The organism is Mariniflexile fucanivorans (assembly GCF_004341235.1).
GTDB lineage: Bacteria > Bacteroidota > Bacteroidia > Flavobacteriales > Flavobacteriaceae > Mariniflexile > Mariniflexile fucanivorans.
On the sequence record NZ_SLUP01000003.1, the window covers coordinates 162,885 to 187,704 of the forward strand.

The window sequence follows — 24,820 nt, forward strand, 5'->3', positions numbered from 1 at the left end:
TTAATATATTTGCCTGATTTTTAAAACGATGATTCTTAATCTTAAAATCGTACCAAAGTGAAGTATTCAGGTGGAAAAATAATAACAAAAACGCTTAAAATAACAGGCGTTTTTATTGTATCAGTACTCGTATTTATTATTGTGTTCCCGATGTTATTTCCGGATTATGTAACCGATAAAATAAAGCAATTAGCAAACAACAACTTAAAAGGCGAACTTAGTTTTACCAAAGCCAATTTATCTTTTTTCACCCACTTCCCTTCCCTAACTTTAGATCTTGAAGATTTTTTACTTAAAGGCTCTGAACCTTTTAAAAACGACACTTTAGTATCTGCGAACCAAATTTCATTGGGTATAAATGTAAGCCGTTTAATTTTTTCAAAATCTGTAAATGTAGACGGTATTTATATAGACAAAGCATTTGTAAATATTAAAGTCAACAAAAATGGTGGCGCCAACTACAATGTATATGTTTCTGAAAATAAAGATGTTGAAAACGATGAATCATCTGCTAAAGTAAGATTAAGACGTATTAAAATTACCGATACACACTTGGTTTATAATGATGCTTCTACCGATATTTTAATTGATGCGAAGGGATTTAATTATTTAGGAAAAGGCAAACTAGATGAAGCTATTTTCGATTTACAAACCGAAGCTCAAATTGAATCGTTCGATTTTCAATTTGCAAAAGAACAATATCTTCAAAACAAAAAAGTAAATGCGAAGCTTGTTACAAAAATTAACACCAACTCCTTATCATTTATTTTCGACCAAAACGATTTAATGATCAATCAACTTCCTGTAGATTTTAAAGGGAAATTCAATTTTTTAAGTAATGGCTATAATCTTGATTTTGTTGTGAAATCTGAAAAAAGCCAATTATTAGACTTCTTTACGGCGCTTCCTCCACAATATGTTACTTGGTTAGGAAAAACAAAAATTGAGGGAGAAACCGACTTGTTCTTTTCTCTTAAAGGCAAGTACATTGCTTCAGAAAATATAAGTCCAGATGTTTTATTTAACATGAATATTAGAAATGGTTTAGTCGCTTATAATGAAGCTTTGGAACCTGCTAAGAATATTTATATGAATTTAAAAACAAAACTACCAGCTTTAAATCCTGATAAGGTGGAAGTGACTTTGGATTCTATTTATTTCAATTTAGGTAAAGACTATTTTAGTGCTATTTTGAATTTAAAAGGGTTAACCAATTCTGATATTGATGCCAAAATTAGGTCTAAAATAGATTTAGGCAAATTGCATAAAACCATTGGCGTTTCCGGATTCGATTTAAAAGGAAACTTATTTGCAGACATTGTTGCAAAAGGAACCTATAACAAAGCTGAAAACAAATTCCCTAAAACCAAAGGAAATTTAGAACTTACCAATGCTTCAATTAAAACAGCATATTACCCAAACCCAATAAAAGATATCAACTTTAAAGGTGCTATTTTAAACACCAACGGCACCATGGAAAGTTTGAGTTTGAACATTGAACCTGCTTCATTTGTATTTGAAGACAAACCTTTTTATTTAACAGCTTCACTAAACAATTTTGAAGATATTAATTACAACATCAAAGCCAAAGGCGAACTGGATATTTCTAAAATCTACAAGGTTTTTTCTCAAAAAGGTTTAGATCTTGAAGGGTACGCCAATGCCGATGTTTCGTTTAAAGGCAAGCAAAGTGATGCTACAAACGGTAATTATAACGCCTTGGAAAACAAAGGAACTTTAGAACTTCGGAATATAAAAACAACTTCGGAATTTTTACCGCAAGCGTTCGTTATTAATAAAGGACTTTTCACCTTCAATCAAGATAAAATGAACTTCACCAATTTTAATGCGTCTTATGGTGCCTCAAATTTCTTGATGAATGGTTACATGGAAAATGTTATTAATTTTGCACTTTCTGAAAATGAAATTCTAAAAGGAAATTTTTCTGTAAGCTCTAATTATTTAAATGTAGATGAATTTTTATCTTCGGTTAATGAAAACGAAGTAGAAACGGATGCTGAAATTGCTAAAACTGAAACCGATACCGTAACAACAAGCACCGCAACGATAGGCGTTGTTGTCATTCCTAAAATATTTGATTTTAATTTAAATGCCAACTTTAAAGAAGTTGATTTCCAAGATTTAAACATCCAAAATTTATTAGGGAACTTACAAATAAACCAAGGCACATTATCACTGAAAAACGTGAATTTCGGCATTATTGGAAGCACCGCTAGAATGACTGCAACATATAAAGATGAAACCGTAAATAAAGCAGATTTTGATTTTTCAATTAAAGCAGAAGATTTCGATATTCAAAAAGCATACACCAACATTAAAATGTTTAGAAACATAGCTTCGGCTGCTGAAAATGCAGAAGGTATTGTATCGCTCGACTATAAAGTAAAAGGAAAATTAGATGGAAATATGACGCCTATTTACCCTTCGCTTGTTGGCGGTGGCACATTATCCATAAAAAATGTAAAGATGAAAGGTTTTAAAATGTTTAATGTGGTAAGTAAACAAACAGCAACCGATGCTTTTAAAGATCCCGACTTATCAAAAGTAGACATCAAAACCAATATAAAAAACAACATTATTAATATTGAACAATTTCGATTTAGAGTGGCAGGTTTTAGAACCAGAATTGAAGGACAAACTAGTTTTGACAACCAACTAAATATTAAAATGCGTTTAGGGTTACCGCCACTTGGCATTATTGGAATTCCAATAAAAGTAACAGGCACCCAAGATAACCCGAATGTGAATATTGGCAAAAAAACTGAAGATCTGGAAGAAACGGAATATAATGAAAATGATGTCCCTACGCCTACCACTGAAGTGATAGCGCTTCCTGTAAACCCCGTTCAAAACGACTCGATACCGAGTACTAATTTAAAAACAGAACCTACACTAGAACCGACTAACAACTAATCACTAATTACTCCAACCACGCTTTAAAATCTTTTACACGCTCACGAGCAACAATAACCTCATCGTCGTTATAGGAGTTTAGTTTTATTTGAAGACGAGAATTGGTGTAGCTTACCATATCTTTTATGGCATTGATATTTACAAAGAATTTACGATTGATACGGAAAAAGGTTTGTGGTTCTAATTCGTTTTCTAACAATTCTAAAGTGGTGTCCAATAGATAGTTTCTGCCTTCGGTGGTGTGTAAATAAGTCCCTTTATTTTCACTGTAAAAACATTCTATGTCGTCAATATTGATGAGTTTTAAATGTTGCCCTACTTTTACCGAAAAGCGTTTTTTGTATTCGCGGTCTATTGGGTTAATTAGTAGTTTTTTTATGTCGTTAAAATCTAAAGTAACGGCTTGTTTTTGAGGTAAGCGTTCTTGGTATTTATTTAGGGCTTTGGCTAAATCTTCATCATCAATAGGTTTCAGTAAATAATCTATACTGTTTAGCCTGAAAGCTTGAAGCGCATATTCATCATAAGCTGTGGTGAAAATAACTGCAGATTTAATTTCGATGGCTTCAAAGATTTCGAATGATAATCCGTCGCTTAATTGAATGTCTAGGAAAATTAAATCGGGGTGTTCATTATTTTGAAACCAATTGATGGATTCTTCAACGGAATGGAGCATGGTTTCGGATTCCATATTTAATGTTGCTAGCATACGTTGTAGGCGTCGTGCTGATGGTTTTTCGTCTTCGATGATGATTACTTTCATTGGTTGGTTTTTTTAAATGAGTTTCAAAGTTGCAAAGTTGCAAAGTCGCAAAGTTTTTACTGAAAACTGAGACTGCGAATGTGACTGTGACTGAAAACTAATTTCACTGCCAAGGTTTTTTATCTTTTTCCATAAGTTCTTTTATTTTGCGTTCTTCCCAGTCTTTGCCTAATAGAAAACTAGGGGTGAAAACGGAGAGCCCGTGGGCCAACAAACCGATGCCCCAAAAGACTAATGTGATGAAATTTTGCCATTGAAAATAGCTTTCGCCTTCGCCTAAATTTTGAATGTTTATAATAACAACCATGATGTTGACTATTGCATACACTAAGGCGTGTCTGTAAAATCCAGAGATTTGTTTTACACGTTTCGCTGCGCGTTGATATCTGTCTTTTTCTATATAGTTCTTATCCATTATTTCCAGGTTTTATTGATTGACGATTCTTCTTTCTCTAAAATTTCTTGAATTTTGCGTTCTTCCCATGATTTGCCGTATCCAAAAACCCCAAAGGCATGAAATGTTAAGCCCAATCCCCAACCCAACATTGGAAACCAGAACCATTGGAAACCCCAGAAAGTTTTGTAGTTTATAAATATTAAAAAGGGGATGACTAAACAATAAGATATTAAATTGGAGTAAAAAGCTTTAATAGCTTCCACACGTTTTTTGGCTTTGTAATAGGCGTCTTGCTCGTTGTAATTATGATTGGTTTCCATGTTATAAATTTGTTTTGTAAGCATTGGTATAGCTACTGTAAACCTGTTTGCTTCTTTGTTAATGTTTATTTTTTTTGTGGTTAGCAGATCATACCGCTGCATGATATTGTTTAAACCTACGCCACTACTCTTTTTCACTATCTGTTTGGGTTGCAGGTTATTTTCAACCACCAAACTATCACCATCTTCATAAATTTTTATGTGCAATGGCTTTTTAGATGTTACCGTATTGTGCTTTACGGCATTTTCTAATAGTAGTTGTAATGATAGTGGTACTACTTTACTTTCTGGGTTGTTGGCTTTTTCGGGAATATCGAAAATAATACTATCTTCAAAGCGCATTTTTAAAAGCGACATGTAGGTTTTTGCGAATTCCAATTCTTCATCTACCGATACCAATTCTTTATTTTTTTGTTCTAAAACATAGCGATATACTTTAGATAGTGAGGTGGTAAACTTTTGAGCATTCGCGGGATTTTCTTCAATCAAACTGGTTAATACGTTTAAACTGTTGAATAAAAAATGTGGATCTAATTGGTTTTTTAACGCATCGAACTTCGCACTTGCTGTACCGGCAATAACCTTTTGTTCTTTTATCTTGTTTTGTTGGTACCTATTATAAAAGTATATAATATGAAACGTAGAAATAACAGTTAACGTAATCCATAAACTAAACTTATACCTAGCTAAACTTTCACCTTTAATAAATTCTTCCAATGTTTTTCCATCAAAATACATATCGGTAAACATATTTAAGAAGAACAAACAAATAAGCGTTAATGCAGTAGCAGCAATAAAGCCTATAATGATGCGTTTAAATCTATCTTTCGGTTTCCAATTTATCTTTTCCATAAAGTCGAAAAAGGACATATTCACTATACCAATAACAAAAGAGTATAATTGATAAATAAAAAAAGTGAGTACTAATACTTTAAAACTTTTATTTTCAAACCCGCCAGAAGCCGCATTATCTATAACAAATATTCCAATACCTATTAAAAATAATATGAGTATGTTCTTTAACCACTTTTTCATTCTAAATGTTATTTACAAGATTCTAATAGCATTTCTGCACGGTCTTTTCCCCAATTTGGGCTAAAAGGTGTTTCTGGTTTAAAGTTAGTAAAAAGTTCTAAAGCGTGTTCTAAGTCCTTACAAAAGGGCGTGGTATCTTGTCCAAAATATTTGGCACCACCCATATTCCATTCGGCTTTGCAATACACCACACGCGGGTTTTCTGGCGCTATCATTTCAGCTTTTGTATAGAGTTCAACAACTTTACCAGATAAGGTCATGCCGTATGTAGCACCATCATAAGCGACCCAAGCAGTGTGTAATAAGGCTTGTAATACTAAAATTTCCGGGTTGTTTTTTGAAATAGCCGTAGCATCATTAATTAGATCTTGTGCTTTTTTTAATTGTGCTGATAGTTTTTCTTCATCACTTTCACCAAAACTGTTTACAATATTAACTTGAGCTGCGTAGTAAAGCGGCAACCAGTTATCTGGCTCTGCATTGCCAATGCGTTCAAATAAATTGGAAGCTTCGGTTGGGTTATTTTGTCCCCAGAGTTCAAAGGCTTTTTGCATGCCTTGTTCGTAATTAGTTTGAGCAGATGTAACTACTGAAACTATAAATGTGGCGATGATTATTAAATTTTTCATGAGTTTATATTTATTATTTTTGGTTTCATACTACTTCCATAAGGCTCTTGAATTGTGTGTCAAGACTTCGGAATGGGAGTTTTATTATTTTGATTTTAAATTTTTATGTATTGAGTGATTGATTCATTTTGAATTTGAAATTTAGCATCTTCCCATTTTGGAGGCCCCATAAATCCTTTGACGTTATTGGAACAGCCATAATCTTCTTTAGGAATTCCAAATAAATTGGTATCCATTTTATTATTATCATTTTCATCATGAAACATAGACACGGCGTACGTTCCGTTTGGAACATCTTTAAAAACGATTGTGCAGCTATTATTTTCAATTTTTCTAATATCGCTTTTAATGCCTTTACCTAAAAACGTTGATTCAGAATTATAAAGTGCCACAAACACACGTCCGTTATTACTGTTCAAATTTGAAATAACCACAGTAACATCGTTCTGTTTTGATTGTTGTGCGTTTAAAGTAATGACACTAAAAAGTGACAGACATACTATTTTAATTAGATTCTTCATGATGGTTTGTTTTTTAATTATGATACAAATATCGAACACCTTAGCAGATTTTAAAAATACCACTTACCCAACTGTATTTTTTTTAGGATGGACTGTAAATAAAAAGAAAAATCTGAGTTTTCAAATCCTAAATTCCAAAAAAAAGCAATTTATAAGAACAAAAAAAAATCAAAAGATGTCACGTCTTTTGATTTTTTTAAATACAATTATCAAACCAAGCTAAAATACTAAATTTGATATTTGAAGAAAATAGGAACCGAGTAAGCTACTCTAACAGGTTTTCCGCGTTGTTTACCAGGTTGCATTTTTGGTAACAGCCCAATAATACGTTCAGCCTCTTTTTCTAAAATTTTATCTGGACCTCTAGAGCGTATTCCTGTAATATTACCTTTAGAGTCGATTACGAATATAACCGATACGCGCCCTTGAATACCAAGTTGCAATGCCGTTTCTGGGTAAGTGAAATTTTTAAGCACATGTTCTTGCATTTTTTGCTGAAAACAATCTTTAGTTTCACTTTTTGATAAGCCTTCGCAACCAGGGAATACAGGCACATCTTCAATAACGGCAAAAGCCACTTCCACATCTTCTTCAATCACATTTACCCTTACATCACTAACACCTACGCCGCCCACTACACCTTTACTACTTGAAATAGCTTCGTTTTGGTCGGTTTCACTACTAAACATCACGGTTTCTTCAACCTCCTTAACATCATCAACTATTTGAATGTTTTCACTAATAGCAATGGTAGCCGCTGGCGGTGGTGGCGGTGGTGGCGCATTGTAATTTATAAGGGGTATGTCTTCTTCATTTTGCGCTTCCATAGTTAAAACATCTATATCAACTTCACTTTTTTCATACGTTTTATACTCTAAAGCTTGCCAAGAAAAAAACAACATAAGGTTTAAGCCAATAGCAAAAAAAATACTACTGTTCCTACCTATTTCTAATTCTGGATTTTTTTTTCGGAGTAACATGGCTATTTATTTTTTGTTATCTTAAAGTTAGTAGATATAAGAACAAATAACAATGATAATTATCAGGTTAATTTGGTTTGGAAATTGATTTCATCAGTAAAAAAACTCAACTCCAATGACTCCACCGAAGACTAATTAAGCAGATCTACAAAGCATCCAATTGGTTGCTCTTTTTATCCTCTCTAATGGTTCAAAAAAAGTTTATAGAAAATGCCATTTTATAAAAAAACCGCCGATAAAATCGGCGGTTTTTATAAATTTAAATTGCAATCTTGTTATTCTTTAATAAGAGTTTGGGTGTCTTTCAACTCATCGTCTACATAAATTTGCAAATAGTAATAGCCTCTTTGTAAATACCATAATGGTAAAATCTCTTTATTTTTACCACATAATGAGTTATTATGAGATCTGTAAACTAATCTACCATAATGATTATAAACTAGGAATTTTACTTTAGAATTCGCTTTTACATTTTCTAGCTTTACAGTGACATACAATCTAAATGGATTAGGGTAAACGCTAAAACTTAAATCTCCATTTTCACTATCGTTACAAGCCCCTAAAGTATCACCATGATTTAAATGAGCTTGAACTGCATTTTGTGATACACAAATAGAACGACCATTATGACACATTTCTACTTTTGGATATCTACCATTATTATCACATTGCACATCCACTACATCCACTAGGATTTCAGTATCTATAGAACATCCATTTGCATCCATAACCGTTACAGAGTAGGTTGTGGTTTCTTCTGGACAAACTTTTATGGCATTGGTGGTTTCACCTGTACTCCAAGCATACGTGTATGGCGCCATTCCGCCTGAAACCGTAGAAATTGATATGGTTGTACAAGATTCTGGTGCATACCCGTAATACACAGTAGCATCCTCTGTTTTTGTATACTCTAATGGCATTGGTTCAGTAATAGCAACTTCATTCGTTAGCGTATTTCCTAAAGCATCGGTAACAATTACCGAGTAAGAACCTCCTATGAGTCCTGTGGCTGTTGCCGTTGTTTGCCCATCACTCCACAAATAACTATATGGTGTAATCCCTCCAGAAACGGTTGCTGTTGCAGTTCCATTTTGTTCTCCTGCACACGTCACGTTAGTGGCTGTTATTTCATTTAAAGTAAGTTCCTTTAACAGAAAACGAGCGGATACCGGGAAATGGTCCGACGTTGTAGATGTATAACTAGCATTATAAAATTCGTAGCCTACACTCACGGATTGATTGATGTAAATTGGAGCCACCTCGTTAGAAACCATAATATGATCAATCATATTTTCTCTAAAAACATACGAACGATAATCGCCAGCACTTAAAGCACTGGTTACAATCGTATAATTTGTTGGATCGACCACATATTTATCGAAAGTACTCACTGTTGTTGATACATTATCTGCAACGGTAAAGTCTACATCATCATTAAAATCGCCTAAAATAATCAAATTAGCATTTGGATATTGCGCATCTAGAGTATCTTTAAGCACCTCAACATCATACTTACGCATATCATAACGTTCTTGAGAATCTGTAGACCCATTAGCTCTTGCGTGTAGTGCTACCATATTAAATTGTTTGGTTACACCATCTAAAGTAACATCTGCAGTCATCATAAATGGCAATCTTCCGCTTGCATAGAAACGCGTTTTATCGGATACAGGGTAATCTGACAAGAAGGAATCATCACCACCATTATAATAAGGGTGCATACTAGACAAAAGTGCTTTAGTACTTACCACAGAAACGGTATTGGTATTATATATAAATCCAACTTTTTGTTGTGTACCTGTTTCATCATTTGGATACGAAACAGCTTCTGAAAGCACGTAACTATATCCAGGCATTTCACTTACCATTTGCGCAAATAATACATCGTCTGAAACTTCTTCTACCGTATAAACATCGGCATCCAATTGTTGAAGTACTGTTTTTACACTCTCTTTTTGTATCGCATCAGAATCTAGATTTCCTGCTGTTGGCGCATTGGTTTCATCGCCAAACCACTCAATATTCCAAGCCACAACATCAAACGTTTTATCTTTTGAAACCGTTACCGAACTTCCTAAAGGAATATAGGCTCCTGCACATGCCATATCAGATGTCATACGCGGTAATAATTGATACGTTTCATAAAAACGACCAACAACTCCCACTATTTCATCACAAGATTGTGGCTGACCTAGTCCAACAATGTCTTCAACATCATTATCTATTCTCAATTCGCCATTACCACTTGCGTCTGTTAATACATAATTAGAGTTTCCAAAAAGGATATCTCCTGGTTTTGGAAATGCCGGATTTAGAATTTTTACTAATTCGGCTGGGTGATTGCCCATGTCTGCCAATGTAATTGTAACGGGCTCTATAGGGATATTTGGCAATCCATTATTTTCTACATTAGTCACCGCGCTAATTTGAATTTGATCATTAAAAGCGCTTCTTGTACCTGTAACGGTAATAGAATCTCCAATGATAAAATTACCATGACCATGAACAAGTTCGTCGAAAATGGCTATACCTGCTGTATCATCTTGAATATAGGCAGAACCCGCAAATTGGTCTGAAACCGTTAGCACACCTGTTATTTTTACCAGTGTTCCTTCAACAGAAGCACGCGCATCAGCAATTGAAATAACTTCCATAGCTATTTCAACATCTCCAAACACCTGTCCAACATTAATAGCCCCAAACGTATTCGTTGCAGTGTCCCAAGTAAAATCGTCATATACTGTTCCTGTACCAATCAATTGAAGTGAAGAGCCTTCAAGAGCACTACTTGATTCTGAAATACCAATATCTGTACTTAACATGCCACTGGCAGAACCACTTGTAGCAGTAAAAGCACCTTCATAACTTAAAAATTGAATGACTTTGCCTGTAGCATCGACTAAAGCTAAACCATCTGGCGACCCATTTTGTATACCATTATATGAGAAAAACATGGTTCCATAGCCATTCATTTGATCTGGAATGGTTCCTGTCAATGGAATAGTACCATATAAAGCACCTCCGCTACCATTGTATAATTCAATACTCCAATCTGTTAAATCGGTTCCAGACCAGCCAGCTATTTCAATGGCTTCTCCAACATCAGCTCCAGCATTGTCGTAATGAATTTCATTAACAAACACCAAATCTCCAAATTTTTGATCGGTGTTGATGTCCCCAAAAGTATTATCTAAAGCGGCCCAAGTAAAATCTGTATATACCGATCCTTTACCGATGAGCTGTAAAGAAGTACCTAAAGCGGCACTGCTTTCCTCCGTAATTCCAATATCGGTACTAACCATATTAGCTGCAGGACCATTAGTAGCTGTAAAACTACCTTCATAACTTAAAAACTGAATAACAGTACCGTTATTATCAACCAAAGCGATCCCGTCTGGCGATCCGTTCTGTAATCCGCTTATGGTTACAGCAATGGTTCCATACCCATTCATTTGATCTGGAATAGTTCCTGTTAAGCTTGTTATACTATACGTAGTGCCACCATTACCGTTATAAGGTACAATACTCCAGCCTGATAAATTTGTTCCTGCAGGTCCAACGATCTCAACACCTTCTTCACTATCTGCACCTGTATTATCATAGTGTATTTCATTAATAAATACGAATTCAGAAGCTACAGGTGTTGTAGAGTCTTCTAAAGTAGCAACTATAACTTCATTACTGCTATTTGAAAGATTACCGTCAACATCTGATGCCTTAACCGAAAGTGCATAGGTTGTATTTGAAGTTAATCCTGTTAATGAAAAAGTTGTTTCTGTTGTTGAAGCAATTTGTGAAGTTCCATTAAAGATTTCATATAAAACGACTCCAACAGATGTGGATGCTTCCCAAGATAAATCAATTGATGATTTTGTTATATTAGAAGTCGTTAAATTTGTAGGTGCTGCAATTACAACTGAAGACACTGAAAATATTTGTCCAGAATTTATACTTCCAAAAGTATTCGCTGAAGGTGCTTGCCAAGTAAAACTGTTATAATCTGTTCCCGTACCCGTTAATTGCAAAGAGAATCCTATTGCATCACTTCCAGATTGAGACACACCAATATCGGTACTTGTCATTCCCATAGCTGGACCATTTGTAGCAACCAAACTGCCTTCATAACTTAAAAACTGAACCACATTACCTTGATTATCAACCAACGCAAGTCCATCTGGAGCGCCATTCTGTAAACCACTTATAGTGACATACATGGTTCCGAAACCATTTGACTGATCTGGAATAATGCCCGAAAAAGTACCTATTGGCGAATACGTTGCACCCCCATTGCCATTATAAGGAATTATACTCCAACCCGTAACGTCTGTTCCTGCTGTACCGGCTACTTCTACAGCTTCATCGACATCTGCTCCCGCATTATCATAATGTATTTCATTAATAAAAACGACTGATGTTGTACTTGTAGTACCTTCTAATGTCGTTACTAATAAAGAATTACTTTCAGAAGAAATATTACTTGAGGCATCTACTGCTTTTATAGTAAATGTATATGACGTATTAGGCGTTAAACCTGTAAGACTATATGTTGTATTAGTTGATGAAGCTATTTGAGTCGTTCCTTCAAAAATTTGATACGCTAAAACACCTACATTGTCTGTAGAAGCACTCCAAGATAAAACAATCTCGTTTGCCGTAGTATTTGTTGCCACTAAATTTGTAGGCGCACTTGGTGCTTCAATATCTGCCGTACTAGTTTCAAATCTGTTTTCTGCTTGTGGCCCTCCCCAAATAGTAGTTGCAAACGCAGGATTATCGATAAAAGGGTTTCTATTACCTTGAATGCCTTCTAAAATTACATTCCTGTTTATTTCTACTTGAGATACAGGATCTTCTGCATTCCATTCTAAAAATATATCACGCATATCCGCACTGTAGGTAGAGTTACCTAAACCTACATTATTTGGCAAGCAACGATCACCATAACGTAGGTACATATACATCATCATACGAGCCACATCCCCTTTCCATTCATCACCTGGATAAAACCCTAAATTGATCGCTGCAGCATTTCCATCGCCATCAATGTACAGACGATTGCTTCTAATACTGTTTAAAGTAACATCGGAAGCGCGCAAATGGTGTGCGTCTGAGCCGGGACCTATTTCCCCTAAATTAGGTGTCCCTAAAGATTTAGCATAGGTATGCTCTCTGTTCCAATCGCCAACATCACCACCATTTAAATCTTTAGAACGTGTTCTATCATTCGTTGTATCGGCATCTGAATCATCATACCCATAAATCAACAAAACATTGTTTGGATTGGCAGGATCTAAATCTGTTTGCTTTAAGGCATCCCAGACACCCGGTGTGTAACTCAAAATAGTGGTTTGAGTATTAGTTACCAACGTACTAAGAGTTGTTTTTAAAGTTTCTCCTGTAGTAGAAATATCAGCTCCATTATAATAACTAGGAACTTGACCATAGCTATAAGTTAAAAATAGCAACGCTAGAATCCTTAAATACAGATTCTTTTTTGAATAAAGTTGTTTCATATTATTTTAATTGAATTAGTCTTAACAAACTTACACATTAAACATATAAAACTCGGGTCTTTTTTATTAACTATTGGTTAATAAAACATAAAATTAAGGGTATTTACATCTTGATAACTTTCTGAAAATAAACACATAACCATTATAAATTATCCAATTGGTTGCTCTTTTTATCCTCACTAATTGTCCAAAAGAAGCCTACAAAAAAGAATTGGTCGGCAGCAGGCTGTAAAGCACGTCGGTTAAAATTTCCGTTTACATCGGGCGTGTTAGCATATTGATAGCCATTAATATTTTTAAAACCCAATGCATTAGTTACCGAAGCGTATAGAATTTTTTGCGGACTAATTAAATAGGCCCAATTTACACTCAAGCTGTTGTAGGCTTTTGTTTTTTCATTTAAAAAACCTGTTTCGTTTGGGTTGGTATAGGTTCTACCCGATGCGAAAGCATAACTAAAACCAACTTGACTGCGCCAATCGTTAATCCAGTATTTCCCAACTACCGATAGATTATGTGTATTCGCAAAATTGGGTTGTGCCTCCATCGTGAAATTTTTATAATCTCGTTTGGTATCCAGTAACGAATAACTTACCCAATAGTCAACGTTTTTAATGCTTTTACTATCGCGCCAAAATAAATCGATACCTTTTGCGAACCCCGAGCCGTTGTTGTTATAATTACTGTCGAAAGCTGCAAAATCGGTATCATACTTCACCAAATCATCGTAATTTTTGTAATACGCTTCAGCTCTAAATAGTTTTCTATCACCGTTATATTGATAGTTTGCAATAAAATGCGACGTGTTTTGTGCTTTTAAATTTTGATTGAATTTTAAAACAGTGCTCGATGGGTTTTGATAAAAATTACCATAAGCCAACGATAACTGACTTTTCCGAGACGTTTTATAAGCCAAAGACAACCTGGGCGCCACAGTAGTTTCCTTGAACAACTGGCTATATTCAGCACGCAGACCTGTTTTAAAAGCCAAATTTTTTGAAATAAAGATATCGGCTTCAGCAAAAGCGGCTACCAGATTGTTGTCATAACCATATTTTGCGTTGTTTATAGACGCATCACTGTAATTTTCTTTAAAATTAGTAGCAAAGTACTCCGTGCCAAAATAAAGCTTAAAACGGTTGCTTATTCGGTTTTTGAATTTCAGTTTGGCATGTAGTGAGTTTTCAGCAGCATCAACAGCACTATCTATAATATTCAAATCGTTAATGCCATGTGTATAGCTCAACCCTCCAAAATACGACCAAGTAGCATTCAATTCTGCTTCATACGAACTATTTAAGTAAAAATTCTTATTCTTCATTTTGAAATAAACACCATCAGGATTATTGATGTCGTCTTGGGTTAATTCAAAATTAGTAACATCAAAAGCACCATATAATTTAAACAAACCTTTATTTGTTTTTTTTCTGAATACGGTTTCACCCGAAACAGTTTCATAAGGTTTTATCCAATTATTTCTATTAGGAAAAATAGCGTTATAAGGTGCCAAATTAATATAGGATGCATTAAAACTTAACGAGCTTTTTTCCCATTTTTGAGTATTACCTAAAGTCGCACCTAAACTCATGATACCAACATCGGTTTTCTCTTGGTCGGGTTCATCAATGGTATTCAATAATAACACACTTGATAAAGCTTGCCCAAATTCCACAGAATATCCACCTGTAGAAAACGTAATCCCATCAAACAAAAATGGTGAATAGCGACCTCGGGTGGGTGCATTATTGGTGGTAGGCGTATAAGGCGAAAACACCCGAATACCATCAATAAAAATCTGCGTTTCTTCCGCATCACCACCACGCACAAACAGCCTGCCGTCTTCTGCCACGGTAGAGGTACCAGGTAAGGTTTGGAACGCTCCTATAATATCGCCCATAGCACTTGCTGTGGTAACGATATCCAATGGTTTTAAAACATTCACTTTACTATTATCGCCTGCTTGAAAGGTGCCTGCGGAAAGCACCACGGCATCCAAAGTGTTTACATCTTCACGAAGTTTTACCTGCAAATTTTTCATATAAACCACATCGCCCACCATGGTAAAGGTTTCAAAAGACATATAAGAAACTTTTAAATTTAGTGTTCCTGTTTGTGTTGTTTTAAATGAAAAGCTTCCGTTTTCATCGCTCGTGCTGCCATCATAAGTGCCTTCCAAATAAATATTGGCACCGGGTATTGGCATGCCTTTCGTGTCGGTCACTTTTCCGTTGATGTTCGTTTGGGCGGGTAGTATATTTGAAATAATTAAACAAAAAATAAAGACAAGTTGTTTCATAATAAAATTGATTGGTTCGTTTTTGATGATGATGCAAAATTGAACCCTATTTAACAATTTAAAAACTTTAATGAACCGAACTGTAAAATTTAAAGGATGAATTGAATATTCACAAAAAACATGCAACATGAAAATCTTATTTAAGATGATTTTCAACTATTAAAATGATGACTTTTTAGTCTTTTTAAAAAGAGAAAAACCGACAAAAAAGCGACGTTTTCGAACATCCTTTTTATCGGTTTTTTTGAATAAACTTTTTTAATATCTGATAGATCGTTGGAGTGATTTTTCAACTCCGTAAATTGTGTGGATTCCCGTAATTTTTAAGGAGGTCCATTTTTATATTTTCACACCAAAGAAACGTTTTAAAAATGAGTCACCATTTTGTTTTTTAGTTGTTAATTTTTTTTATAACTTCGGATAGTTTATTGACATTAAATAACTTTTACAAGTGTTTTCAACTAGCCAGTATTGGTAGTTCTTCCTAAACATCAAATCATACATTTTTCAAGCATTTTAAAGCTTAAAAACACATAATAGACAAAATCTATAAGATGTATTTATTAAATTATTAATCAGATACTTAAATAAATCAAAATAAACTCCTACTTTAATTTATTAAACGGACGAATGATAAGTCGTGCTGCTTTATCAAAATTGATATAATTGTAACACCAATTAAAGAAAACGATCACCCTATTTCGGAAACCTACCAATGCCATAAGGTGTACAAACATCCAAATAAACCATGCAAAAAAACCTCCAAATTTATAATGTTTTAAATCTACAACCGCCTTATTTCTTCCCACGGTTGCCATCGATCCTTTATCAATATACTTGAATTTTTTTAGTGGTTTTCCCTCAATTAATTTAATGATATTTTTACCCAAAAGCTGCCCCTGTTGAATGGCTGGTTGCGCCACTTGTGGATGCCCATTTGGGAACTCCTCTGAAGCCATTAAAGCAATATCCCCTAGAGCGAAAATATTGGTATATCCTTCCACTTGGTTATAGACATTTACTTTGTACCTATTGGCACGTTCCATTAAGGCTTCAGCTTTTAGTCCTTTAACCAAATCACCGGTAACGCCGGCTGCCCAAATTAAGGTTTCAGACTCCAATTCCAAGCTTAAATTTGTGCTTACTTTTTTGCCATCATAATCTTTTACAAAAGTATTACAATGCACCAGCACCCCTAACTTCGTTAAAAACTTTGCGGCTTTTTTTGAGGCCTCTTCGCTCATGGTGGGCAACACTCTTGCACTTCCTTCCAATAAATAAATTTGCATATCGGCAGGAATTAAATCTCTGTAATCTTTTGGTAAAATATGGTTTTTTAGTTCGGCAATTGCGCCTGCAAGTTCTACACCTGTTGGTCCACCACCTACAATTACAAAGTTTAATAAAGCTTTACGTGTTGCTTTATCGTTGCTAATGGCTGCCTGTTCAAAATTCTGTAAAATCAAGCTTCTTATATTCAAGGCTTGAGGCACTTTTTTCATGGGCATGCTATACGTTTCAATGGCATTATTTCCAAAATAATTGGTTTTAGTACCCGTTGCAATCACTAAATAATCGTAACCAATTATACCAATATCTGTATGGATTTCTTTAGCATCAGCATCAATATTCCGTACTTTCGTCATACGGAAATACATATTTTTATAACGTTTAATTATTTTCCTGAGTGGATATGCAATAGAATCTGGTTCTAAACCTGCCGATGACACCTGATATAATAGTGGTTGAAAAGTGTGGTAATTCCTCTTATCAATCAACACCACCTGCACCTTTTTATTGCCTAAGGCCTTTGCTAAGTTTATACCTGCAAAACCACCACCAATTATCACAACTCTAGGAATACTTACTTGGGGAATATTCATTTTTTTAAAGATAAAAGTTTGTACAAAGATATAACGCCAAACAACTATTTACTATTTATAAATTTTATTTTTACAAAATTGTAACAATTCAAAACATTAAGCTACTTACATAATAACTAACCCACAGATTTGAATAAAGAACTAAAACATAATTTTGTTGAATTGCTCGAAACGCATCAAAACATCATACACAAGGTGTGCCGTTTGTACACTAATAATTATGATGCCCATAACGATTTGTTTCAAGAAATAACCATTCAACTTTGGAAAGCATACCCTAAGTTTCGGGGTGATGCTAAGTTTAGTACTTGGATGTATCGGGTTGGATTAAACACCGCTATAACACTTTACCGAAAATCGAAACGTACCATAGATACTCAAGATTTTGAAGGAGTAGCATTTAAAATATCGGCAGAAGCATATGACGATACCGAAGAACAACAACTTAAAATATTATATAAAGCAGTACATCAATTAAACGATATTGAAAAAGCCCTTGTGTTTTTGTATCTGGAAGACAAAAACTATAGTGAAATAAGTGAGACCATGGGTATTAGTGAAGTGAATGCCAGAGTGAAAATGAACCGAATAAAAACGAAACTAAAAACCATACTAAATCCCTAAAAGCTATGGACGAATTAGACATCTTAAAAAAAGACTGGCACAAAGAAAAGCCAGAACATAAAAAATTATCTACCCAAGATATATACCCCATGCTGCACAAAAAATCGTCGTCCATTGTGAAGACGCTTTTTTACATTAGCATTGCCGAACTTGTGTTTTGGATAATAATAAGTATCATCCCTTATTTCACATCTAATAGTTATAAAAAACAATTAGACTCCGTTTACACAAACGATTACGTATTTGGGGCTCTAACCGCATTTAGCTATGCTATCATACTGTTATTCATATACTTACTTTTTAAATCACATAAGGCTATTTCGGTAACAGATAATGCTAAAAAACTAATGGAAAGCATTATAAAAACCCGAAAAGTGATAAAATATTATGTTATTTATAACTTAGCAATGGCGTTTATCTCTATGGTTTTAGGTACTTATTTTGCCATTGTACACAATCCAGAACTATCTAATACTATCGCTCATTTCAGCGATAAACAAAAACTAATCGCATTTGCCATTGTTACAGGTTTCACCGCCGTATTTGTATTTGTTATCTGGCTTTTTTACAAACTTCTTTACGGATTATTATTAAAGCGTTTAAACAGAAATTACAAAGAATTAAAAAAACTGGAAGTTTAGTTATTTGGGCGTTACCTCAAGGGTCGGGCTATACGTTACAAGTCCTCGCTCCTGCGTCGCTGTGGGCTTTCCACTGCTATCCCTAACCAATTAGCAATTAGCAATTAGCAATTAGCAAAACGAAAAAAAATGATCCACAGCAACCACCTCACCAACCTGCATCTCATTTAAATGAATATTCCCAACACGAACACGCACCAAACGCAACGTTGGAAACCCAACTGCCGATGTCATTTTTCGCACCTGCCTAAACTTACCTTCATTTAAAGTAATTGAAATCCACGATGTAGGACCGTGTCTAGCATCTCGTATTTTTTTGGAACGTTCTGGTAATTTGGGGTCTTCATTTAACTTAAAAACTTTACATGGTTTGGTTTGGTATTTTCTACCATCAAAACCAATCTCCACCCCTGCTTTCAACTGTTCAATTTCAAACTCTGTAATCGCACCATTTACCAAGGTATAATATTCCTTTTCTACTTTTTGGCTGTTTACAAAATCGCTCATTTTACCATCGGTGGTGAGTAACAACAAGCCTTCCGATTTTTCATCCAACCTGCCAATAGGCATGATGCCTTCAGGGAAATCTTGAAGTATTCCTAAAAATTTTTTAGATTGTTGCTTACTATCGTTACTTCCAAACTGACTTAAAACGCCGTAGGGTTTGTAAATTATGAAGTGGCGGTGTAAATTCTTAGATGCTTCCATTCAAAATATTAAAAACCAATTCTTTGGTGGGTTTTTGCCCGTTAATTTTAGCCTTAACAGTTTCAAAAGTCACTTTAAAATCGCATCCATTTTTATAGTCACTACACCCATACGCGGTATTTCCTTTTATTACCGTGCCTTTTTTACATTTGGGGCAGGTTAATACATCAGGAGTGGTTTCTGCTTTTTTCGCAGTTCTCTTAGGTTCAAATTTAAGTTTGAAGTTGTCGTCAAAACGTAACAAGCCCTCCACAGTACCTGTACTTATTTTAAAGTCTTTTAAATTCACTGTAGAACCTTTCTGTAGTAATCTTATATATTGCTTCTCTGATATTTTTTTATCAGCATACGTAAACGGTAAAACTAAATCACAACCTGCTTTATAGTTAGCACAACCATAAGCCGATTTCCCTTTTATGATGTTTCCCTTTTTACATTTTGGACAAACTTCTGCCAAAATACCTGCAGCTTTCTTTTTTTCTGCTTTGGCTTCTCGTTTTTGAACCGTTGCCGCATGCGAAATGTTAGCGCGAACGGCTTCACTACGTACCTCATAAACCAGCGCATCAACCATACGCTTCATATTATTTATAAAGGCACCAGCAGTAAATTCGCCTTTTTCTATATCTTTTAATTGCTTTTCCCAAGTGCCTGTTAATTCTGCCGATTTTAATAAATCATTCTGAATGGTATCAATCAATTGAATGCCTGTTTGGGTTGGCAATACTTGTTTTTTATTTCTAACTATATATTTACGTTTAAAAAGGGTTTCAATAATATTGGCTCGGGTTGATGGTCGTCCAATACCGTTTTCCTTCATTAAATCACGCAACTCCTCATCATCTACCTCTTTCCCTGCAGTTTCCATAGCACGCAATAAGGTTGCTTCAGTAAACTGATTGGGTGGTTTGGTTTCTTTTTCTAAAAATGACGGTTCATGCGGCCCTTTTTCACCTTTTACAAATGTTGGTAATAAATCGGGTTCTTTTTCTTTAGCGTTGGGGTCTTCAAAAACCACACGCCAGCCCTTTTTTAATATTTCTTTCCCTGTTGTTTTAAAAGAAACATCAGCAGCTTTACCAATAACCGTCGTATTTGATACCGAACAATCATCATAAAACACGGCAATAAAACGCTTTACAATAATATCGTACACCTGCTGTTGGTTGTATTGCAAATTACTTTGCATCCCCGTTGGTATGATGGCATGGTGATCGGTTACTTTTTTATCGTTGAAAACCTTGGTCGATTTTTTTATTTTTTTACCTAAAAGCGGCTGTGTTAATGCAGCGTAATTGGTAAGCTTTTGTAAAATACCCGTTACTTTTGGGTACACATCATTTGGTAAAAAGGTAGTATCTACTCTGGGGTAGGTTACTACTTTTTGTTCGTATAGGGTTTGCGCTATTTTTAAAGTTTCATCTGCTGAAAAGCCAAATCGGGTATTGCAATACACCTGCAAGCCTGTTAAATCGAAAAGTTTAGGTGCATATTCGTTTCCTTTCTTTTTTTCGATAGAAACAATTTCAAACTCGCTTTCCTTTACTTTATTCGCTAAAACTTCACCATCTTCTTTATTTAAAAAACGTCCTTCTTCATAACTAAAAAGAGTTTCACGGTACATGGTTTGTAACTCCCAATAAGGTTGAGGTTTAAAGTTTTCAATGTCTTTAAATCGGTTTACAACCATCGCAAGTGTGGGTGTTTGTACACGACCAACCGATAATACTTGCTTGTAACCACCATGTTTTACGGTGTACAAGCGGGTAGCGTTCATGCCTAATAGCCAGTCGCCAATAGCTCTGGAAAAACCTGCATAGTATAAATTATCGTAGTTGGCTGAGGGTTTTAAATTATCAAAACCTTCTTTGATGGCTTCGGTGGTTAAGGAGGAAATCCACAAACGTTTTACTTCACCTTTATATTTTGCCTCGTTCATCACCCAACGTTGAATGAGTTCTCCTTCTTGACCCGCATCCCCACAGTTGATGACGACTTCCGCTTTATCAAATAAACTTTTTACGATTTTAAATTGCTTCATAATGCCTGAATTCGATACTACTTTGGTTTCAAATTTTTCAGGAAGCATGGGTAGGTTGTTTAAATCCCAGCTTTTCCAATAGGGTTTATAATCGTTCGGTTCTTTTAAGGTACATAAATGTCCAAACGTGTAAGTTACCTGATAGCCATTGCCTTCGTAATAGCCATCGCGTTTGGTATTGGCTCCTAATACCGAGGCAATTTCACGGGCAACACTTGGTTTTTCGGCTATACAGACTTTCACTTGTTTTTGTTTTTATGAGGGCTGCAAATTAGCGATTTTGAAATTGGTTTCTAAGAAATTCTTCAATAAAAAAAATACTCCAAGAACCTAATAATTACATAAGGAACACCAATAAATATTCACATATTAAGCCATGAATTATCTTGTAGAATAAAACATATCTTTTTGAATTACAAAACAAATACACTTACACTTAATAAAAATTTTTTTACAAAAAAATACAGATTAAACGACCTTTATATAAGATTAAATACATATACTTGAAAATGAATAAGTGTATTCTTTCTTTTTTGTTTTTAAAATAGAAAAGAATATCCTACAAAACCTACTTATATGATAAAAACTACATTTGTAGCACTATTACTCTGTGCTACGCATTCCATTTATTCACAAGAAAATCTTTCTGTATCAGGAGGTGAAGCCACCGGTAGTGGTGGAACATCTAGCTATTCAGTTGGGCAATTGGTATATACTACCAATTCTGGCAATAATGGGACATTGACACAAGGTGTTCAACAAGGTATTGAATTATTCAGTTTGAGCAACGCAGAATTCACAGGGCTAATACTAAAGCTAGCTACTTACCCAAACCCAACCACAGATTATATTGTACTTAAGGTAGAAGACTCTGACTTAGAGAACCTTACTTATATCATGTACGATATACAAGGTAAAACAATTACAAAAGGACAAGCGTTACAAAAAACTACGCAAATAAGAATGCAACATTTAGATATGGGCACTTACATCCTAAAAGTAAACCAAAGCAATAAAGAATTAAAATCATTTAAAATTATTAAAAACTAAGAATATGAAAAAACTATACACACTAATAGCAGCATTATTTATTACCGCGATAAGTCTTGCTCAAAGCCCAAGTAAAATGAGTTACCAAGCTATGGTTAGAGATATTAACAATAATTTAGTATCAAACCAAGCCGTAGGTATGCAAATAAGCATATTACAAGGTTCAGCGACAGGAACAGCTATGTATGTAGAAACTCAAAACATAAATACTAACATGAATGGATTAGTGACTCTAGAGATCGGAACAGGAAATGTTATTTCAGGTGATTTCTCTACTATAGATTGGGGAGCAGATACCTTTTTCATTAAAACAGAAACTGATCCCACTGGAGGAAGTAACTATACTATTACAGGTACAAGTCAAATGTTAAGTGTACCTTATGCATTATATGCAAAAACATCAGGTAGTTCAACACCAGGACCAGCAGGATTAGATGGTGTTGATGGTGCAACAGGGCCAATGGGACCTCAAGGAGCAGCAGGATTAGATGGTGCTGACGGTGTTGATGGTGCAACAGGACCAATGGGTCCTCAAGGAGCAGTAGGATTAGATGGTGTTGATGGATTAGACGGCGCAACAGGACCAATGGGTCCTCAAGGAGCAGCAGGATTAGATGGTGCTGACGGTGTTGATGGTGCAACAGGGCCAATGGGTCCACAAGGACCAGCAGGATTAGATGGTGCTGACGGTGTTGATGGTGCAACAGGGCCAATGGGTCCACAAGGACCAGCAGGATTAGATGGTGCCGACGGTGTTGATGGTGCAACAGGACCAATGGGTCCACAAGGACCAGCAGGATTAGATGGTGCTGACGGTGTTGATGGTGCAACAGGGCCAATGGGTCCTCAAGGAGCAGCAGGATTAGATGGTGTTGATGGATTAGACGGTGCAACAGGACCAACGGGTGCTACAGGAGCAACAGGACCAGCAGGTACTTATACAGCAGGTACAGGGATTAGCATTGCAAGTGGAGTAATTAGCGCTACTGGTGGTAGTTCAACAGCTCCTGAATATGCTTATGCTAACATTGGAAATTCAAGTACCTTAGGTGCACAAACATTGTCGCCGATGTGGCCATCTGCAACTTATGTAAACGGTGTTGTTATGAACAGTTCATCTATTACGCTACATGCAAATAAAATGTATGAAGTATCTGTTGCTTTCTATATTTATAATGCAACAGGAGGACATACATACAGATTGAAAGATGCCACAAACAGCACTTACCTTGCAACTGAGCTTTACTTTGGACAAGGTGGTTCGGATGTTTCTTATAACATTTCAACTACAAGCTGTTTGATCAAGCCAACAACAGACATCAATTTGGAACTAGAGAAAACTCAAGGAACAGATGTAAACTTAATTGGTAAGATTGTAGTAAAAGAAATAAAATAAAAATAAAAATTACCATTACAAGAAAGGACCGCCAGTAAAACTGGCGGTCTTTTTTTATGAGTTCTATTTTTTGTGCCTCAGTTTATCATAACTAGTACATTATCAAATACACTTTTAAATGGCTTTTGAAAGCCGTATTCGACACTCATTTCATTTCCAATATTTCGGAAGCACGGTCAGGTTTTTTATATTACGTTGATATCAAACATATACCCCACTAAAGCCGTTAACCCCATGGCAACGGTTCCCCAAAATGTAATTCTAATAATAGCTTTACTAATACTGGAACCCCCTGTTTTAGCCGTTAATGCACCTAAAATAATTAAAAATACAATGGAAAAACCGTATAAATAATATTCCATATTTTGAAGCGGTAGAAATAAAGCAACAAGGAGTGGTAGTATACCACCTACTGTAAATGAAGCACCAGAAGTTAAAGCCGCCTGAATGGGTTTGGCTTGACTTATTTCATTAATTCCCAACTCATCTCTTACGTGAGCCGCTAGCACATCGTGTTCCGTAAACTCTTTAGCAACGACTAAAGCAGTTTCTTTTTTAAGTCCCCTTTTTTCATAAATTTCGGCCAATCGTTGTAATTCCAACTCTGGCATTTCCTTTAATTCTATTCTTTCCCTTTCAATATCTGCATTTTCCACATCGGTTTGAGAACTTACTGAAACATATTCGCCAGCAGCCATCGATAAAGCACCAGCAACCAATCCTGCTAAAGTGGCTAAAATTATGGGTTCTCTTAAATCGCTTGCAGCGGCAACACCAATGGCTAGACTGGAAGTTGATAAAATACCGTCATTTGCACCAAGGACTGCGGCTCTTAACCAATTACTGCGGTGTATGTAGTGATTGTTTAAATAATCATCTACTTCTTCAGAAAGATCGTTCATTTATATGCGGTTTTAATGGTATACATCGCGGACATGGTTCTGCTGTAATACATTATATTCGAAGATAAACGAAGATATCGCTTTTTTTTCAGATAAAGTAATGTGCTAAACTGTTTTTATTAGCTCCATAGGAACTGCCTTAGGGTTGCTGTGGCATCCTTTTTTAAAACTTAAATGCAACACGTTT

Annotated in this window: 17 protein-coding genes; 5 read left to right on the top strand and 12 right to left on the bottom strand. The window is 35.3% G+C overall.

The genetic code is table 11. The annotated features are described in order from the left end of the window. Positions 1-57 precede the first annotated feature (57 nt). Positions 58-2,934, top strand: coding sequence for an AsmA family protein (locus EV196_RS07430; RefSeq protein WP_243652201.1), 2,877 nt, complete (start codon positions 58-60; stop codon positions 2,932-2,934). Positions 2,935-2,941: 7 nt separating this feature from the next. Here the strand turns inward: EV196_RS07430 and EV196_RS07435 are convergent, their stop codons facing one another. The 9 genes from EV196_RS07435 to EV196_RS07475 form a co-directional block, all read right to left on the bottom strand. Continuing rightward, the gene (locus EV196_RS07435) at positions 2,942-3,697 is read right to left on the bottom strand and encodes a LytR/AlgR family response regulator transcription factor (protein ID WP_132216934.1); all 756 of its coding nucleotides are present in this window, start codon (positions 3,695-3,697) and stop codon (positions 2,942-2,944) included. 103 nt (positions 3,698-3,800) lie between these two features. Next, complete coding sequence (locus EV196_RS07440) at positions 3,801-4,112, bottom strand: 2TM domain-containing protein (RefSeq protein WP_132216936.1); 312 nt, start codon at positions 4,110-4,112, stop codon at positions 3,801-3,803. Continuing rightward, positions 4,112-5,449, bottom strand: coding sequence for a 2TM domain-containing protein (locus EV196_RS07445; RefSeq protein WP_132216938.1), 1,338 nt, complete (start codon positions 5,447-5,449; stop codon positions 4,112-4,114). Before EV196_RS07445 ends, EV196_RS07440 begins: the two co-directional genes overlap by 1 nt. A gap of 8 nt (positions 5,450-5,457) precedes the next feature. Then, complete coding sequence (locus EV196_RS07450; protein ID WP_132216940.1) at positions 5,458-6,078, bottom strand: tetratricopeptide repeat protein; 621 nt, start codon at positions 6,076-6,078, stop codon at positions 5,458-5,460. 95 nt (positions 6,079-6,173) lie between these two features. Next, complete coding sequence (locus EV196_RS07455) at positions 6,174-6,599, bottom strand: DUF2141 domain-containing protein (RefSeq protein WP_132216942.1); 426 nt, start codon at positions 6,597-6,599, stop codon at positions 6,174-6,176. Positions 6,600-6,826: 227 nt separating this feature from the next. Continuing rightward, a complete protein-coding gene (locus EV196_RS07460) occupies positions 6,827-7,579 on the bottom strand; it encodes an energy transducer TonB (protein ID WP_132216944.1) in 753 nt (250 codons plus the stop codon). A 275-nt stretch (positions 7,580-7,854) separates the two neighbouring features. Beyond that, entirely contained in the window at positions 7,855-13,092 is a 5,238-nt protein-coding gene (locus tag EV196_RS07465; RefSeq protein ID WP_132216946.1) for an endonuclease, read from the bottom strand. 142 nt (positions 13,093-13,234) lie between these two features. Next, positions 13,235-15,388 carry a TonB-dependent receptor gene (locus EV196_RS07470; protein WP_132216948.1) on the bottom strand — a complete coding sequence of 718 codons (2,154 nt, stop codon included), beginning with the start codon at positions 15,386-15,388 and terminating at the stop codon, positions 13,235-13,237. 605 nt (positions 15,389-15,993) lie between these two features. After that, positions 15,994-17,271, bottom strand: a complete 1,278-nt coding sequence (locus EV196_RS07475) for an NAD(P)/FAD-dependent oxidoreductase (protein WP_132216950.1) — start codon at positions 17,269-17,271, stop codon at positions 15,994-15,996. Between the two features lie 129 nt (positions 17,272-17,400). Here EV196_RS07475 and EV196_RS07480 point away from each other — a divergent pair, with 129 nt between their 5' ends. Together EV196_RS07480 and EV196_RS07485 are read left to right on the top strand one after the other, a co-directional pair. Further along, on the top strand, positions 17,401-17,895 hold the full coding sequence (locus EV196_RS07480) for an RNA polymerase sigma factor (RefSeq protein ID WP_132216952.1): 495 nt from the start codon (positions 17,401-17,403) through the stop codon (positions 17,893-17,895). A gap of 5 nt (positions 17,896-17,900) precedes the next feature. Further along, positions 17,901-18,536, top strand: coding sequence for a hypothetical protein (locus EV196_RS07485; protein ID WP_132216954.1), 636 nt, complete (start codon positions 17,901-17,903; stop codon positions 18,534-18,536). Positions 18,537-18,647: 111 nt separating this feature from the next. On the opposite strand, the gene EV196_RS07490 is transcribed toward EV196_RS07485, so the two are convergent. Both EV196_RS07490 and EV196_RS07495 read right to left on the bottom strand, forming a co-directional pair. Next, positions 18,648-19,244, bottom strand: a complete 597-nt coding sequence (locus EV196_RS07490; RefSeq protein ID WP_132216956.1) for a pseudouridine synthase — start codon at positions 19,242-19,244, stop codon at positions 18,648-18,650. Further along, a complete protein-coding gene (locus EV196_RS07495) occupies positions 19,231-21,528 on the bottom strand; it encodes a type IA DNA topoisomerase (RefSeq protein ID WP_132216958.1) in 2,298 nt (765 codons plus the stop codon). The genes EV196_RS07490 and EV196_RS07495 overlap by 14 nt, the downstream gene beginning before the upstream one ends. Positions 21,529-21,861: 333 nt before the next feature. Between EV196_RS07495 and EV196_RS07500 the strand changes: the two genes are divergently transcribed. Both EV196_RS07500 and EV196_RS07505 read left to right on the top strand, forming a co-directional pair. Further along, entirely contained in the window at positions 21,862-22,335 is a 474-nt protein-coding gene (locus tag EV196_RS07500) for a T9SS type A sorting domain-containing protein (RefSeq protein WP_132216960.1), read from the top strand. A gap of 4 nt (positions 22,336-22,339) precedes the next feature. Beyond that, positions 22,340-23,731 carry a collagen-like domain-containing protein gene (locus tag EV196_RS07505; RefSeq protein WP_132216962.1) on the top strand — a complete coding sequence of 464 codons (1,392 nt, stop codon included), beginning with the start codon at positions 22,340-22,342 and terminating at the stop codon, positions 23,729-23,731. 185 nt (positions 23,732-23,916) lie between these two features. Here the strand turns inward: EV196_RS07505 and EV196_RS07510 are convergent, their stop codons facing one another. Beyond that, entirely contained in the window at positions 23,917-24,633 is a 717-nt protein-coding gene (locus EV196_RS07510) for a VIT1/CCC1 transporter family protein (protein ID WP_132216964.1), read from the bottom strand. Positions 24,634-24,820 lie beyond the last annotated feature (187 nt).